We start from the raw sequence: 14,988 nt of genomic DNA, 5'->3' as shown, positions 1-14,988 counted from the left end.
AGCGCCCTACTTCACCTCGCGCGCCAGCTTCAGCATCTGGTAGCTGATCGCCAGGCCGCGCCGCCTGGCTTCCGTTTGATTGATGCGGAACGCCAGGCCGTTTGGTTCGATCACCAGGCCGATGATCGCGCCGCTGCGAAACGACTCCGCGCTGTCACCCACCACCAGCACCGGATCGTCCGCCAATATCTCCTGCCAGCGCCGTAAGTCACCACCTCGCACGCCCGCGCCCAGCACCAGCAACTGGCATTGCGGCACGCGCTGCGGCTCGCTCAATTGCAGCGTATGCACCGGGATGCCGCCCGGGGTGGCCTGCATCAGCGTACGCAGCGCGTCCTGCAAGGGCGCGTCGCCCGCCACGCAATAGGTGAATTCGCGCTGCGGCGGTGGCGGCCACTGGGTCAGCTGCGCGAAACGATAGATGAACGCCGCCTTCAGTTGCAGCTGGTCCTGCCCCGCGCGCGCGGGCGACGCCAGCGCCGCCAGCATCGGCAGCAGCAGCCATGTTTTGCGCCAGGACGTCATGGGCCGAACTGCCTGGTCAGCGATAACCTCAACACGCGCCCCTCCTGCCGGAGCGGCGGCCCCACGCCGTCGGGCTGGTCGAAATAGCGCACGTTGCCGATGTTGTACAACGACAGCGCGACGTTGACGCCCTCGCTCTGGCGCCACAGCAGTGTGCCGTTAAGCAGGGTGTATCCGGGCAGAGTGGTCGTCGCCGTCACGCGCCGGCTTTCGCTCAGCGCCTGCCACGACAGCCGCAGCCGGTCGCCTTGCAGCGGTTGGCTGTACAGCATCTTGAGCAATGCGCGCGGCGAGTTGTTCAACCGCTGTCCGAGCGCGTCGGAGGTGCGCTGCAGCGACAGCGCGGTTTGCCATTGCTGGCCTCCGGCCCAGCGCCGTTCAAGACCAAGCTCCGCGCCCAGGCTGCGTATCAGGCCGGAGTTCTCAAACACGCCGCTCTCCTGGCCCACGCTGATCAGGTCTCGCAGCCGCGATGCATAGACCGACGCCCGGTACTGCACGTTATGACTCAACGCATGGTCCCATGCCACTTCCAGCGTACGCACCCGCTCAGGTGTCGGCAACGGCGCTTCCCACGGTGCGTTGACCTGGTATTCGAACAGGTTCGCCTCGCGGTAGGCGCTGCCGTACATCAACTTGAGCGACGCATCGGGCACGCCGCTCCAGATCCAGGCGAAGCGTGGATTGATGTTGGTGCCGCCCATCATGGTGGCGTCGCGGCGCAGGCCCAGCGTCACGCGATGGCTGTCGTTGAGACGCCACGAATCCTGCACGAACAGGCCGCGCCGCCGGTTATCGCCGTAAAACTCGGCGTCCGGCTGCTCGCCTAAAGGGCCGGCGATGATCCGTTGCGTGCGGTCGTACTGGTACTCGAAACCGGCCATCAACTCATGGTCGCGCCAGCGCTGGGTGCTGATTCGCAGGTCGACGTTGTACCAGCGCCCCAATGATCGCTTGTCGAATTCGAACGGCGTCAGATCGCGGTGTATGTACGGGAAGGCTTGCAGGTAGTCGCTGCGTTTGGACGACACCGCGCCATACAGGCTCCAGTCGTTCCCCAGGTCGCGCTGGTATTCCGCCGACAGGAAGCTGTTGTTGAACACATTCCGGTTCTGCACAATCGGCGCCGGCGCTTCCGGCGGCAGGAAGCCGGGCGTACCCTGCTCCCGGTGGCTGAGGCCCGCCCGCAGCGTGAAGCCGCGGTAGCGGCCCATGCCCAGCAGGCGCTGGCCGCGGTCCCAGTTGTGATCCTTGACGGGCCTGTCGAAGCCCGGCGGCAGCGGATACTGCGCGGCGATGTCGCTCTGCTTGAAGGCGCTCAGCGCCAGCCAGCCCTCGCCGCCCTGCTCCCAGCGATGGCCGACGCTGGCGCGCACTTCACGCAGGCGGTCGGAGTCCGCGCTGGCCCGCACTTGCACGCCATGCAGCTTGTCCGCGCCCTTGGTGATGATGTTCACCACGCCGAAGAAGGCGTTGTTCCCATACAGCGCGGAGCCCGGCCCCGGCGCGTACTCGACCCGGTCGATCAGGTCGACGTCGACGAAGAACTCGGAACCCAGCAACCCGGCGTCGTAGATGTTCTCGTTGACGCGCATGCCGTCGATCAGGAACAGCAGGCGCGAATTGTAGTCGCCGGGCCGTCCCAGGCCGCGCGCGCCGACATAGACGAAGTTGCCGTCGCCGGTCACGTACAGGCCCGGCATGCTGCGCAGGACGTCCGCCATATTCCGCATGCCGTGGCGGGTAATGTCGGTATCCGTCACGACGTAGGTGACGGACGGCGCCTCCGACGCACTCTGCGCAAAGCGCGACGAAGTCGATTCCTCGACGCCGCGCGTGATGTCGGTCGGCGTTTGCCGCAGCAGTTCCTCCAGGCTGGCGGGCGCCGGCTGTTGCGCCGGCTGTTGTGCCTGCGCCACGGGCGAGCAGCATACGGCCGCCAGCAACAGCCCTGGCTTAAGCCCCCGCACTATGCACCCTCCTGTAAGTGTTCTTGCCGGCCCGCTTGGCTTCATACATGGCCTGGTCCGAGGCGTTGAGCAAGGCCGTGGCGTCGGTCGCGTCCACCGGTGCGAAGGCCAGGCCGACGGTGGCGCCGATCGGCATCACCACGCCGTTGATCGTCAGCGTCACGCGCACCGCGTCGATCAGGCGCTGCGCCAGGTGCTCGGCCGCCGCCTGGTCCGGCAGCGCCGGCAGGATCAGCGCGAACTCGTCGCCGCCCAGGCGGCACAGCACATCGCGCGAACGCACCACGCTGGCCATGCGGCGCGACACTTCGCACAGCACGGCGTCGCCGGCGTCGTGGCCATGCTTGTCGTTGACGGTCTTGAAGTTATCCAGGTCGATGAACATCAGCGCCATCAACTCGTCGTGCTCCGTGCTGAAGGCAAGGTAGCGCTGCAATTCGCCCTGGAAGAACAGGCGGTTGGGCAGGCCTGTCAGGCTGTCCCTGTGGGCCAGTTGCTGGAACTGCTGGCCGGCCTCCTGTTCCTGCTCCAGTTGCTGGTGCAGGTCGGCCTGCCACACTTCGATCCGTTTCAGCATGTCGTTGAAGCGCTCGGTCAAACGTCCCACTTCGTCGCGCCGGTAGACCGTTGCCCGCTTGCCGTAATCGCGTTCGCGGGCGATGTGCTCGGCCAGGTTGGACAGCTCCACCAGCGGCGCCAAGGCGCGGCGCTGCACCAGCAGCAGCCCGCGCCAGGCGACCAGGATCGCCATCGCGATCAACGCCGCTGCGGCAGCGCTGAGCGTCAGCACCGCCATCCGCAAACCGGCCAGGCTTTCGCGCAGCACCAGCACGCCGACCACCTCATCCTTCAGGCGAATCGGCGCCCACACTTCCAGCTCCTGCATCGTCACCGACGTCGCGTCGGCCAGTCGCGCGGCAGCGACCGGCGGCACGATGCGTGTTGGCGGCGTACCGTCGCCGGCCTGCCACTGCGCGAACACCGCGCCGGCCAGGGTCTGCACCTGCACCAGCAGCAGGTCGCTGCGGCGGGAAAACGCTTCAAGCTCGATCTGGGCGGCGGGACGATCGGCAAACACGATCATCGGCGAGACGCTGTTGGCCAGCAGCCGGGCGCTGAGCTGCGCCGCGTGCACCTGGCGGCCGCGCGCGACGTACCACGTGGCCGTGGCCAGCAGGGCGAAGGTCAGCAGCATGGTCACGCTGAGCAGCTGCAGGTTCATGCGGGTCAGGCGCCTAACCAGCGAATCGGCGGGTGGAGATAGTGAGGCTTTGGACTCGGTCATGGATACTGTCGGCAGCGTAGGCGGCAAGGGGCGCGGCGGCGCCGGAAACCCTATATTGGTATTTCCACAAAGAATGTTCTTAATGGAATTGTAAGCGCAAAGGCGGGGAATGTGGGATGAAAGCTGGGGAGTCGTGGCGGCGTTGCCACCATGGGGCGCGGGAACTTGGCCCGCGCCGGCGTGGAGAGGCGAAATCAGGCCCGGCGACGGGCCGCGACGCCGATGGCGCCCAGGCCCAGCGCCAGCATCAGCCAGGCCGACGGTTCCGGCACCGCGTTGACGGAATAGGTGATGTTGTCGATGCCGACGTTGTAGGCGCTGTCGTGCCATTCGATGCGGATGCCGTTGAGCGAACTCCAGCTGCCATCGAAACTGCTGGGCATATTGCCCGGCAGGCCGCCGACATTGCCGTCGTAGCTGAACAACACAGGGCCGCCGATCGCGGAAACCGTCAGGTGGGTGCCGCGCGCGGTGTTGGAATACGCGCCAAGGTCGAAGTGGGTGACGGTGACGGCCATGCCGTTCAAGGGCAGCAGGTCGATCTGCGCCGCCGAGTTGCCGTCGCCGCCGACCGCCCAGGCCACGCCGCGCAGGGTGTTGTAGTCGGCGTCCCACCAGCTCAAACTGGTGTCGCTCACGCGCAGGGCCGTGTACTGCACATCCAGCACGCCCGGCACGTCGCCGTAGGACTGGGCGATGGTGCCATAGTTGGTGCAGCCGACGATGCCGCCGCTGCCATCGGCCGCGCTGCTGCACACGGGCGAAGGTGGATTGAAGTCGATCACACCCGCTTGCGCCAATGCGGCGGCGCCACCCAGCGCCAGGGCCGTCAGAGTCTTTTTCATATTATTTCTCCGTGTGGGGTTGCGGCCAGAGTTAATATTGTTTCAGACCGCCCCGGTCGTGTCTATTCGATATTTCTTTCCCCCGACGGCGAAGGCATAGCTTGCAACTAAGGAGCGTCGGCGCAGATCAACAAGTGCCAGCCATGGTATTCTGTCGCCCTTCGCCTATCACACTCGTTTTCGCAAGCACGCACATGAAAATCACCCTCTACGGCATCCCGAATTGCGATACCGTCAAAAAGGCCCGCGTATGGCTGGCCGACCAGCAGCAGGATTTTGTCTTCCACGATTTTAAAAAGCAGGGCCTGACCCGCGAAATCGTCGCCGGCTGGCTGCAACACCTGTCGCGCGATGTGCTGGTCAATAAAAAAGGCACGACCTGGCGCGCGCTGTCCGACGAGCGCAAAGCCTCCATCGTCGACGACGACAGCGCCATCGCCCTGATGCTGGAAAACCCGTCCGTGATCAAGCGCCCGGTGCTGGACAAGAACGGCACCTTCGCCGTGTCCTTCTCCGACGCCCAGTACAAACAAATCTTCGACAAATAAACATGACTCCTTCCAAGACCCTGGCGCTGACCGAAAAGCTGATCGCCCTCTCCTCTGTAACGCCGGACGATAAAGGCTGCCAGCAGCACCTGATCGATTTGCTGTCGCCGCTGGGCTTTGCCTGCGAAGTGATCGAATCGAACGGCGTCACCAACCTGTGGGCGCGCCGCGGCACGACCTCGCCGGTGCTGGTGTTCGCCGGCCATACCGACGTGGTGCCGACCGGCCCTGTCGAGCAATGGCGCTCGGAACCCTTCAACCCGACCCACCGCGACGGCAAGCTGTATGGCCGTGGCGCCGCCGACATGAAGACCTCGATCGCCGCCTTCGTGGTGGCCTGCGAGGAGTTCGTCGCCGCCCACGCCGACCATAAAGGCTCGATCGCCTTCCTGATCACCAGCGACGAGGAAGGCCCGGCCATCGACGGCACCGTGGTGGTCTGCAATATCCTCAAGGAGCGCGGCGAGACGCTGGACTACTGCATCGTCGGCGAGCCGACCTCCGACGAGACCCTGGGCGACATGATCAAGAACGGCCGCCGTGGCTCGCTGTCCGGCCGCCTGACGGTCAAGGGCGTGCAAGGCCACATCGCCTACCCTCAGCTGGCGCGCAACCCTATCCACCTGGCCGCGCCCGCGCTGGCCGACCTGGTGGCCGAACGCTGGGACGAAGGCAACGAGTACTACCTGCCGACCTCCTGGCAGATGTCCAACATTAACGCAGGCACGGGCGCCAACAACGTGATCCCGGGCGAGATGGTCATCGACTTCAACTTCCGCTTCTCGACCGCCAGCACCCACGAGGAACTGAAGCGCCGCGTGCACGCCATCCTGGACAAGCACAATCTGCACTACGACCTGAAATGGGCGCTGAGCGGCCTGCCCTTCCTGACGCCGCGCGGCACCTTGAGCGATGCGCTGGCCGCCGCGATCAAGTCCGAAACGGGCGTCGACACCGAATTGTCGACCACCGGCGGCACCTCGGATGGACGCTTTATCGCTCAGATCTGCCCTCAGGTGATAGAATTCGGGCCTCCCAACGCAAGTATCCACAAGATCGACGAGCATATCGAGCTGCGTTTTGTCGATCCGCTGAAGAATATCTACCGCCGTACGCTGGAGAACCTGCTGGCCTGAGTCCCGCAGGCTGGCGGCGCGGCGTGCGCAAACCGATTACTGTTTTACCGAGATAGCCATGAACACGACTCCTTTCACCACGCCGCGCGACCTGTTGCGCTATGCCGTCACCCGCTTCAACACCGCCAAGCTGTTCTTCGGCCATGGCAGCGTCGAAGCCTTCGATGAAGCGGCCTACCTGATCCTGCACACGCTCAAGCTGCCGCTGGATCACCTGGACCCGTTCCTGGACGCCAAGCTGCTGCCGGAGGAAATCGCCGCGGTCATGGCTGTCATCGACCGCCGCACCAACGAGCGCGTGCCTGCTGCCTACATCACCAACGAAGCCTGGCTGGGCACCTACAGCTTCTACGTGGACGAGCGCACCATCGTGCCGCGCTCCTTCATCGCGGAACTGATCCCGCAGTACTTCGCGCCGTGGGTCAACGAGCCTGAAAACGTCAGCAATGTGCTGGAACTGTGCACGGGCTCCGGCTGCCTGGCCATCATGCTGGCCGACGCCTTCCCGGACGCGCACGTGGACGCGGTCGATATCTCGGCCGACGCGCTGGAAGTGGCGAAGAAAAACGTCGCCACCTACAAGCTGGAAGACCGTCTGACGCTGATCCAGTCCGACCTGTACGCCAATGTGCCGGACAAGAAGTACGACCTGATCATCACCAACCCGCCGTATGTGAACTCGTCGTCGATGAGCAAGCTGCCGATGGAATACCGCGCCGAGCCTGAACTGGCGCTCGATGGCGGCAAGGACGGCATGGACCTGGTGCGCAAGATCGTCGCCGGCGCCGCCGAGCGCCTGACCGATGACGGCATCCTGATCGTCGAAATCGGCAATGAGCGCGAGTTCGCCGAAGCGGCCTTCGGTGAACTGGGCCTGACCTGGCTCACCACCAGCAACGGCGACGACATGGTATTCCTGCTGACCGCAGACCAGCTTAAACTTTAAGAAGAACAAGAACCAATGATTCGCTTTATTCAAGTAAGCCTGATGCGCGGTATTAAGCCGCTGCTGGAACAGGTCGATGTCACCCTCAACCCCGGCGACAAGATTGGCCTGATCGGCGCCAATGGCGCCGGCAAATCCAGCCTGTTCGCGATGATGCGCGGCGAGCTGCACCCGGACCAGGGCGAGATCGACTTCCCGGCCAAATGGCGCGTCGCTTACGTGGCGCAGGAAACCCCTCCGCTGGACCGCGCGGCACTCGACTACGCCATCGACGGCGACGTCACCCTGCGCAAGCTGGAGGCTGAACTGGCCCGCCTTGAATCGGAGCCTGAATCGTCCGAGAACGGCATCGCCATCGGCGAGATCTACAGCGCGCTGGCCGACGCCGACGCCTACACCGTGCAATCGCGCGGCGAACAGCTGCTGCTCGGCCTGGGCTTCTCGATCGACCAGATGCAGCAACCGGTGGCCAGCTTCTCCGGCGGCTGGCGCATGCGCCTGAACCTGGCGCAGGCGCTGATGTGCCCTTCCGACCTGCTGCTGCTCGATGAACCGACCAACCACCTGGACCTGGACGCCATCATCTGGCTGGAAGACTGGCTCAAACGCTACGCCGGCACGCTGCTCATCATCTCCCACGATCGCGACTTCCTCGATGAAGTGGTCAACGTGGTGGTGCATATCGACGAGCGCAAACTGAAGCGCTACTCGGGCAACTACTCGTCCTTCGAACGCCAGCGCGCAGCGCAGATGATCCTGGCCGCCGGCGCGCTGGAAAAGCAGCAGCGCAAGCGCGCCCACCTGGAGTCCTTCGTCAACCGCTTCAAGGCGCAGGCCTCCAAGGCCCGCCAGGCGCAGAGCCGCATGAAGGCGCTGGCCAAGATGGAAGAACTGGCGCCGCTGCGCGCCGCCGCCGAATTCTCGTTCGAATTCCGCGAGCCGCTCAGCGCCCCGAATCCGCTGCTGGTGATGGAAAACGTCGATGCCGGCTACAAGATCGAGAACGAAGAGACCGGCGACATCACCCACAAGACCATCGTCAACAAGATCAAGTTCTCGCTGCAGATCGGCCAGCGTATCGGCCTGCTGGGCGTGAACGGCGCCGGCAAGTCGACGCTGATCAAGACCATCGCCGGCGAACTGTCGCCGCTGACCGGCGACGCCACCATGGGCAAGGGCCTCAACATCGGCTACTTCGCCCAGCACCAGGTGGAGATGCTGCGCCACGACGAATCGCCGCTGTGGCACCTGGCGAAGATCGCGCCGACCGTGCGCGAGCAGGAGTTGCGCAACTTCCTGGGCGGCTTCAACTTCCCGGGCACGATGGTGACTAGTTCGATCGCGCCGTTCTCCGGCGGCGAGAAGGCTCGCCTGGCGTTGGCCCTGATCGTCTGGCAGCGCCCCAACCTGCTGCTGCTCGATGAACCGACCAATCACCTGGACCTGGAAACCCGCGAGGCGCTGACCGAAGCACTGGCGCAGTTCGAAGGCACGCTGGTAGTGGTCTCCCACGATCGCCACCTGCTGCGCGCCACCACCGACGAATTCATCATCGTTGCCGACGGCAAGCTGCAGCCGTTCGACGGCGATCTGGACGACTACAAGGATTGGCTGTTCAAGACCAAGCTGGGTAAGGGCACCGACGTGCTGCCGGCTGCGGGCAAGGCCAACAAGACCGACTTCCCCGTCACCTCGCCGGTCGCGCCGCCGTCCGCTCCCGCGCCGGCTGCGGTCAGCAAGGATCAGAAGCGCCAGCAGGCCGAAGACCGCCAGCGCCTGGCTACGCTGCGCAAGCCGCTGGAGCAGAAGATCAAGCGCCTGGACGACCAGATCGCCAAGCGCAGCGCGCAGAAGGCCGATGTGGACGCGGCCCTGGGCGAATCGTCGATCTACGACGCGGCCAACAAGGCCAAGCTGAAACAGCTGCTGGCCGATCAGTCCTTCTTCACCAAGGACCTCGGCCAGCTGGAAGCGGAATGGCTGGAGCTGCAGGAGCAGCTCGAAGCCCTCGCCTAAGCTGCCTGGCGGGCGCCGACTTGAACCTTCTGGATCGACATCAGCTTATCGATGTCGACCACGATCAGCCGGCGCCCGTCCGCTTCACCGATGCCGACCAGGTACTCCACCGCGCTGGCACCCGGTATCGGCTTGATCTGTCCCAGCGTCAGCGGGACGATATCCGTCACCCCGTCCACCACCATCCCCATCACGCAGCTAGACAGCTTGAGGATGATCACGTCCGTCAGCGGATCGTGCTCCGGCGGCCGCGGCCCGAAGGCGATGCGCATGTCGACGATAGGCATGATGACGCCACGCGACACGGCCACCCCGGCCACGATCTCCCCTTCCGATGAAAAGCGCTCCAGCGCCTTCAAGGGCCGCAGCTCCTGCACCTTGGTGAAGTCCAGCGCGTAATCAAGGCCGCCCAGCCGGAACACCAGATACTGGTTGGCGGCGACGACGGCGGTTTGGTCGGCGCTGGCGGATTGCGTAGTCAATGAAGGCATGATGATCCTTTCGTCCGGGACGTGCGGTAACAGGCATATGCCATCCTACCTTTGCGTTCCAAAGCGGTCGTTGAGCAACGTCAACATTCGCCGGGCTCGCGGTTGCTGGTTTGCTACAATGAATCCATGAATACAGAACTCCCTCTCAGCGGCATCCGCGTGCTGGACCTGACGCGATTGCTGCCCGGCCCCGTCGCCACCATGCACCTGGCGGACATGGGTGCGGAAGTGATCAAGATCGAAGACCCCGGTCCCGGCGACTACGCGCGCGCCATGGGGCCGGTGCGCAACGAGGTGTCGCAGTTCTTCGTCGCCGTCAATCGCGGCAAGCGGATGGTGCGGCTGGACCTGAAGGACGCCGCCCACCGCGAGCAGCTGCTGGCGATGGTGGAGACGGCCGACGTGCTGGTCGAGAGCTTCCGCCCCGGCGTGATGGACAAGCTGGGACTGGGCTGGCACACGCTGCGCGAGCGTAATCCCAAGCTGGTGATGTGCGCGATCTCAGGCTACGGCCAGCACGGCCCCTACGCGCTGCTGGCGGGGCATGACATCAACTACATCGGCTATGCCGGCATGCTGGACCAGAACGCCGGCGCCGACGGCGTGCCGGCGCTGCCCAACCTGCAGGTGGGCGACCTGCTGGGCGGCGCGCAGTCTGCGCTGCAGGGCATCCTGGCGGCGCTGGTCGCGGTCAAGATGGGTGGCGCGGGGCGCATGGTCGATGTCTCGATGACGGCCGCCGTGATGGCGCATAACATCATGCCGCTGGTGGCCGTCAACAACGGCGCGCCCGCCGCGCCGGGCCGCGATCTGCTGACTGGCGGCGTCCCCTGCTACAACGTCTACCGCACGGCCGACGGCCGCTACATGGCGGTCGGCGCGCTGGAGCTCAAGTTCTGGCAGGCCTGCTGCGACGTGCTGCAACGGCCGGACCTGAAGCCGCGCCACTGGCAGTTGGGCCAGCAGGTCGGCGGCGAGGACGCGATGGCGCTCAAGGCGGAGCTGGACGCGGTGTTCGCCGCGCGCACGCTGGCGCAATGGACGGAGGCCTTCGCCGACGCCGACTGCTGCGTCACGCCCGTGCTACGCACCGAGGAAGCCTTGCAGCATCCGCTGTTCCGCGACATCGTCAGCCGCCGCACACACGATACCGAAGGCGAGTCGTGGTCCGTGGCGCAGCCGGTCAGGTTTGCGCCGTGATCGATCCGAATGAAGTGGAGTTCACCGCGATCCGCGCCCAGGGGCCGGGCGGGCAGAACGTCAACAAGGTTTCCAGCGCGGTGCACCTGCGCTTCGATATCGTCGGCTCGTCGCTGCCGGAGCACATCAAGGAACGCCTGCTGGCCATGCGCGACCAGCGCATCACCAAGGATGGCGTGGTGGTGCTGAAGGCGCAGCAGTCGCGCAGCCAGGAGGCCAACAAGGAGGAAGCATTGCGCCGCTTGCAGGAGCTGGTCGACAGCGTGGCCGTGCTGCCTGCCGTGCGCCGCCCTACCCGGCCCACCCGCAGTTCGCAGCGCAAGCGGCTGGACGGCAAGAGCAAGGACGGGGAACGCAAACAGCTGCGCGGCAAGGTCAGTTTGTAGAGGTCAGCCAGCAAAGGCCCGCAGGCATTGATGCGCGCCCAACGCCAGCAGGCTGGCGAAGAAGCAGCGGCGGAACAACGCGGGAGCCATGCGGCCGCGCAGCCACTGCCCCAGCAGCATGCCGCCCGCAGCCGGCAGCAGCGCCAGACATGACGCGCCCGCCGCCGCTGCATGCCAAGCGCCCTGATACGCCAGCATGACCGCCAGCGCCAGCGTCGACACGGTAAAGGCCAGTCCCATCGCCTGCACCAGATCGTCCTTCTCCAGCGCCAGCGCTTGCAGATACGGCGCCGCCGGCATGACGAACACGCCGGTAACGCCGGCCAGCGCGCCGGTGGCGACGCCCGCCAGCGGCCCGAGCCAACGCTCTGCGCGGGGAGCCACCCGCCAGCGCCAGCCGGCCAGACCCAGCACGCCGTAGCCTAGCAACGCCAGTCCCAGCACCGCCCCGCTCCACGCGGCGCCATCCGCGCCGCCTGCCAACGTCGCCGCCAGCGCCGTGCCGACGCAGACCGCCAGCAGCATGGCCCGCAGGCGCCGCCACAGCGGATACAGCGCCGCCCCCGCCGCCAGCTGCCAAACATTCGTTACGGACGAAGGCACAATCAACAGTGCGGCTGCCTCCAGCGGCGACATCTTCAACGTCAACAGCGCCACCGCGACCGTCGGCAAACCCATGCCGGTCACGCCTTTGACCATGCCCGCCAGGACAAACACCAGCGCAATAAAAATGTATGAAGTATCCATGAGCACCATTGTGGCGCAACGCGAGGCGTCTGAAAATCTGGAATATACTCAGCCAGACTTCGTCAATTCCATAGGCAGAGACCATGCGCTTCGACCTCACCGACCTCAAACTATTCGTCCACATCGCCGAAAGCGGCAGCATCACCGCCGGCGCGCAATTGGCGCACCTGGCGCTGCCCTCGGCCAGCGCCCGCATACGCGGCATGGAGCAGGCACTGGACGTGCCGCTGCTGCAACGCGGCCGACGCGGCGCCGAGCCCACCGAAGCCGGCCGCGCACTGCTCCACCACGCGCGCGCAATCGCCCGCCAGGTGAACGACATGCAGGCCGACCTGGCCGAATTCGCCTCCGGCCTCAAAGGCCGCATCCGGCTGCTGTGCAACACCTCCGCCATGACCGAGTTCCTGCCGGACGCGCTGGCAACCTTCCTCGCCGCGCATCCGCAGCTGGGCATCGATCTTGAGGAGCGCCTGAGCCGCGACATCGTGCAGGCCGTGGCCGAAGGCGCCGCCGACATCGGCATCGTCAGCGATGCGGCCAATGTGGAGGCGCTGCAAACCTTCGCCTTCCGCGACGACAGACTGGCGCTGGTGATGGCGCGCAGCCATCCGCTGGCGCGGCAGTACCGCAGGCGCAGCAGCATCCGCTACGCCGACGCCCTGGCCCACGACTTCATCGGCCTGGCCGGCGACAGCGCCTTCCAGCAGTACGCCGCAGGACAGGCATCGCGACTGGGATTGCACATGCACTGCAAGATCCGCCTGCGCAGCTTCGAAGCGGTATGCCGCATGGCGGCCAGCGGCGCCGGGCTGGCGCTGATGCCGGAAACCGCGGCCCGCCGCAGCGCCGACGCCGACCGTCTGCTGGTGCTGAAATTAAGCGATGAATGGGCCGACCGCAAACTGCTGATCTGCGTGCGCGACCTGGACGCGCTGCCGCGCCACGCCCGCGAACTGGTGGCGACGCTGCGGCGGGATCAGTCCGTCTCCGGCGCCCAGGCGATAGGCCCCGTCGCGCCCGAGTAGATTGTCACCATGCCGGCCGCCGTGGTGCGTACCTTGGCCTTGACCTCCTTGGCCGGACGGTCGTAAGCCGGCGGGCCATCCGGGATGAAGGTCATGGTCCGCAGCAGTACATCGCCGGTCAGCATCTGCACCATGCAGCGCGAGCCGTGCATGATCGCCTGCTTCTGCCGCTGCACCTGGTTGACCTCCTCCTGCGCTTGCTCCTGCTGAATCTGCGCCGCCTTCATCGCCAGCGAAATCTTCGCCACCGCCCTCAGCGACGGCCCCACCGCCGCCGCCATCTTGTGGAACAGCGGCTCCTGCTCGGGCGTCAGCATCACCTCGCGCTTGCGCACGCGGGTGGCCAGCGTCAGGTAGTTGCGGACTTCGGTCTGGCCGGTGATCGCGTCGATCTCCGCCTTGCGCAGATTGGCTTCGTGCGCGGCATGCTGCACCTTGGGCTGCAATTCCGCGATCTTCTTCTCGAACTTGGAAGTGTCCGGCACCAGCGTGTAGAGCAGCATCTCGTTCTGCTTGCGCGGCCCGGCGCTGGCGATCTCGATCTTGCGCGCGGCGATGGCGCAGCCCTCGGCCACCTTGATGACGACTTCCTCCGCCAGGATCTCGCAGTTGCTCGCCTCGCCGATCACCACCCGCGTGCCGGAGATGATGCAGCTCTCGGCGCGCGCCAGCGTCACCTCGCCTCGTTTCGTTTGCAGCACTGCGCCCGACGCCACGCCCTGCACCCGTATGCCGCCGTCGGCGTTGGTGCAGGTGCCGCCCATCAGGTTGCGGCTCAGGACGATGTCGCCGCCGCGCGAGTTGATGATGCCGAATACGTCGCCGTGGATGGTGATGTTGCCGCCGTCGACGGAGCGCTGTTCCTGCACATCGCCGAACTCTTCGTACTCGCCGGTCAGCTGCAGGTTGCCGGTGGTGCGCGCGCTGACGCCCTCGCGGCTGATGATCTTGGGGCCGATCGACAGGCGCTTGGTGGCCGGATCCACGCTGAGGAAGCCCTCCACCGCCGACACCAGGAATTCGCCGTCGCGCAGGTTCTCGATCACCGTGCCCTCGCCGGCCACGCTGCTCAATTCGATGTCCTTGGGCGCCGGCGGCTCCAGCACGATCCCCGACAGTTCGAAGCCGCGCACACCCGGCGTACGCGGCACCTTGCGCAGCAGCTTGACGTTGGGCTTCACCTGCGGGAAGCGGTTCTGGAAGGCCTGCAGATCGAGCTTGCCGTCCGATTTTTCGCGCGGCGCGTTGCTGCGGTGGATATCGGCCGACACTTCCACGATGGAAGCGTCGCGCCCCGGCGTGGCGTTGAGGCGGCGCGCGACGATGATGCGCGCCAGCCGGCCGTTGGCGATCACGTCGCGCACGGCCGGCGCATCGATGCCGAAGCGTATGCCCTTGACCCACATGTCGGAGACGAATTCGTCGAAGTTCAGGCGCGCCGGCTGCAGCGGCATGTCCGGAATCTCGAAGAACACCGGCTCGAAATAGTACTCGGCCTCGCCGTTGATGATCTTGACGGACTTGTACAGCGCGCGGCGCGGCGGATGGAAAGGCTCGATGCTGTCGGCGAAGCGCACCAGCGGCTTGCTGGTCAGGCTGGCCGGCAGGTCGGGGCCGCAATTGTAGAGCAGTTTGATGAAGATCGCGTAATCGAGGTTGGCAAAATAGGCGCTGCCGAGGAAGACCTGGCTGACCGCCGCCAGGCAGGACACGGCCGTAGCGTCGGCGGCAAAGTAGACGCCGTCGGCGCGTTTGACGATCGCTGATGGCAGATCGTTCTCCGCGCTTGGTTCCATCGCCGTCGCGTCATCTGACACAGTAATCCCCAGGAAGATGTACGTCGAAACGCCGCCGCAGCGGCACTTCTT

14 protein-coding genes are annotated in these 14,988 nt (G+C 65.7%); 7 read left to right on the top strand and 7 right to left on the bottom strand.

The window, feature by feature from the left end; all coding sequences use genetic code 11:
• Positions 1-6: 6 nt before the first annotated feature.
• The 4 genes from DUGA2_RS09395 to DUGA2_RS09380 all read right to left on the bottom strand — a co-directional run bounded on the left by DUGA2_RS09395 (position 7) and on the right by DUGA2_RS09380 (position 4,625).
• Positions 7-525, bottom strand: a complete 519-nt coding sequence (locus DUGA2_RS09395) for a YfiR family protein (protein ID WP_070268998.1) — start codon at positions 523-525, stop codon at positions 7-9.
• Positions 522-2,495: a TonB-dependent siderophore receptor gene (locus DUGA2_RS09390; RefSeq protein WP_070268997.1), complete on the bottom strand. Its 1,974-nt coding sequence runs from the start codon at positions 2,493-2,495 to the stop codon at positions 522-524. The genes DUGA2_RS09395 and DUGA2_RS09390 overlap by 4 nt, the downstream gene beginning before the upstream one ends.
• Positions 2,482-3,780, bottom strand: coding sequence for a sensor domain-containing diguanylate cyclase (locus tag DUGA2_RS09385; RefSeq protein WP_229214647.1), 1,299 nt, complete (start codon positions 3,778-3,780; stop codon positions 2,482-2,484). The genes DUGA2_RS09390 and DUGA2_RS09385 overlap by 14 nt, the downstream gene beginning before the upstream one ends.
• Positions 3,781-3,974: 194 nt before the next feature.
• Positions 3,975-4,625 (bottom strand): PEP-CTERM sorting domain-containing protein, encoded by a 651-nt coding sequence (locus DUGA2_RS09380; RefSeq protein ID WP_070268994.1) that lies wholly within the window; start codon positions 4,623-4,625, stop codon positions 3,975-3,977.
• A gap of 194 nt (positions 4,626-4,819) precedes the next feature.
• On the opposite strand from DUGA2_RS09380, the gene DUGA2_RS09375 reads away from it, so the two are divergent.
• The 4 genes from DUGA2_RS09375 to DUGA2_RS09360 are packed head-to-tail and all read left to right on the top strand — an operon-like array spanning position 4,820 to position 9,271.
• Entirely contained in the window at positions 4,820-5,173 is a 354-nt protein-coding gene (locus DUGA2_RS09375; protein WP_070268992.1) for an ArsC family reductase, read from the top strand.
• Between the two features lie 2 nt (positions 5,174-5,175).
• The gene (gene dapE / locus DUGA2_RS09370) at positions 5,176-6,309 is read left to right on the top strand and encodes a succinyl-diaminopimelate desuccinylase (RefSeq protein ID WP_070268991.1); all 1,134 of its coding nucleotides are present in this window, start codon (positions 5,176-5,178) and stop codon (positions 6,307-6,309) included.
• Between the two features lie 58 nt (positions 6,310-6,367).
• Positions 6,368-7,255: a 50S ribosomal protein L3 N(5)-glutamine methyltransferase gene (gene prmB, locus DUGA2_RS09365; RefSeq protein ID WP_008450202.1), complete on the top strand. Its 888-nt coding sequence runs from the start codon at positions 6,368-6,370 to the stop codon at positions 7,253-7,255.
• Positions 7,256-7,297: 42 nt separating this feature from the next.
• Positions 7,298-9,271 carry an ATP-binding cassette domain-containing protein gene (locus tag DUGA2_RS09360; RefSeq protein ID WP_229212371.1) on the top strand — a complete coding sequence of 658 codons (1,974 nt, stop codon included), beginning with the start codon at positions 7,298-7,300 and terminating at the stop codon, positions 9,269-9,271.
• Here DUGA2_RS09360 and DUGA2_RS09355 read toward each other — a convergent pair.
• Positions 9,268-9,762 (bottom strand): chemotaxis protein CheW, encoded by a 495-nt coding sequence (locus DUGA2_RS09355; protein WP_008450205.1) that lies wholly within the window; start codon positions 9,760-9,762, stop codon positions 9,268-9,270. The two genes, DUGA2_RS09360 and DUGA2_RS09355, sit on opposite strands and share 4 nt — an antisense overlap.
• A 126-nt stretch (positions 9,763-9,888) precedes the next feature.
• Between DUGA2_RS09355 and DUGA2_RS09350 the strand changes: the two genes are divergently transcribed.
• Both DUGA2_RS09350 and arfB read left to right on the top strand, forming a co-directional pair.
• Complete coding sequence (locus tag DUGA2_RS09350; protein ID WP_070269095.1) at positions 9,889-10,962, top strand: CaiB/BaiF CoA-transferase family protein; 1,074 nt, start codon at positions 9,889-9,891, stop codon at positions 10,960-10,962.
• Positions 10,959-11,348 carry an alternative ribosome rescue aminoacyl-tRNA hydrolase ArfB gene (arfB, locus tag DUGA2_RS09345; RefSeq protein WP_008450209.1) on the top strand — a complete coding sequence of 130 codons (390 nt, stop codon included), beginning with the start codon at positions 10,959-10,961 and terminating at the stop codon, positions 11,346-11,348. Before DUGA2_RS09350 ends, arfB begins: the two co-directional genes overlap by 4 nt.
• Positions 11,349-11,351: 3 nt before the next feature.
• Here arfB and DUGA2_RS09340 read toward each other — a convergent pair whose 3' ends face one another.
• A complete protein-coding gene (locus DUGA2_RS09340; RefSeq protein WP_070268987.1) occupies positions 11,352-12,104 on the bottom strand; it encodes a sulfite exporter TauE/SafE family protein in 753 nt (250 codons plus the stop codon).
• A 74-nt stretch (positions 12,105-12,178) separates the two neighbouring features.
• Here DUGA2_RS09340 and DUGA2_RS09335 point away from each other — a divergent pair, with 74 nt between their 5' ends.
• Positions 12,179-13,120, top strand: a complete 942-nt coding sequence (locus tag DUGA2_RS09335; protein ID WP_070268986.1) for a LysR family transcriptional regulator — start codon at positions 12,179-12,181, stop codon at positions 13,118-13,120.
• On the opposite strand, the gene DUGA2_RS09330 is transcribed toward DUGA2_RS09335, so the two are convergent.
• Complete coding sequence (locus DUGA2_RS09330; protein ID WP_070268985.1) at positions 13,072-14,916, bottom strand: flagellar assembly protein A; 1,845 nt, start codon at positions 14,914-14,916, stop codon at positions 13,072-13,074. The two genes, DUGA2_RS09335 and DUGA2_RS09330, sit on opposite strands and share 49 nt — an antisense overlap.
• Between the last annotated feature and the right edge of the window lie 72 nt (positions 14,917-14,988).

This window comes from Duganella sp. HH101, from assembly GCF_001758795.1.
GTDB classification, from domain to species: Bacteria; Pseudomonadota; Gammaproteobacteria; order Burkholderiales; family Burkholderiaceae_D; genus Rugamonas; species Rugamonas rivuli.
The sequence above is the reverse complement of the archived record's forward strand: the minus strand, read 5'-3'. Positions and strand labels throughout refer to the sequence as shown.

Coding starts and splice junctions, on each gene's coding strand:
- prmB (WP_008450202.1), top strand. CDS start 6,368: ATGAACACGACTCCTTTCACCACGCCGCGCGACCTGTTGCGCTATGCC.
- DUGA2_RS09330 (WP_070268985.1), bottom strand. CDS start 14,916: ATGGAACCAAGCGCGGAGAACGATCTGCCATCAGCGATCGTCAAACGC.
- dapE (WP_070268991.1), top strand. CDS start 5,176: ATGACTCCTTCCAAGACCCTGGCGCTGACCGAAAAGCTGATCGCCCTC.
- DUGA2_RS09355 (WP_008450205.1), bottom strand. CDS start 9,762: ATGCCTTCATTGACTACGCAATCCGCCAGCGCCGACCAAACCGCCGTC.
- DUGA2_RS09350 (WP_070269095.1), top strand. CDS start 9,889: ATGAATACAGAACTCCCTCTCAGCGGCATCCGCGTGCTGGACCTGACG.
- DUGA2_RS09375 (WP_070268992.1), top strand. CDS start 4,820: ATGAAAATCACCCTCTACGGCATCCCGAATTGCGATACCGTCAAAAAG.
- DUGA2_RS09340 (WP_070268987.1), bottom strand. CDS start 12,104: ATGGTGCTCATGGATACTTCATACATTTTTATTGCGCTGGTGTTTGTC.
- DUGA2_RS09395 (WP_070268998.1), bottom strand. CDS start 525: ATGACGTCCTGGCGCAAAACATGGCTGCTGCTGCCGATGCTGGCGGCG.
- DUGA2_RS09380 (WP_070268994.1), bottom strand. CDS start 4,625: ATGAAAAAGACTCTGACGGCCCTGGCGCTGGGTGGCGCCGCCGCATTG.
- DUGA2_RS09335 (WP_070268986.1), top strand. CDS start 12,179: ATGCGCTTCGACCTCACCGACCTCAAACTATTCGTCCACATCGCCGAA.
- DUGA2_RS09360 (WP_229212371.1), top strand. CDS start 7,298: ATGCGCGGTATTAAGCCGCTGCTGGAACAGGTCGATGTCACCCTCAAC.
- DUGA2_RS09385 (WP_229214647.1), bottom strand. CDS start 3,780: ATGACCGAGTCCAAAGCCTCACTATCTCCACCCGCCGATTCGCTGGTT.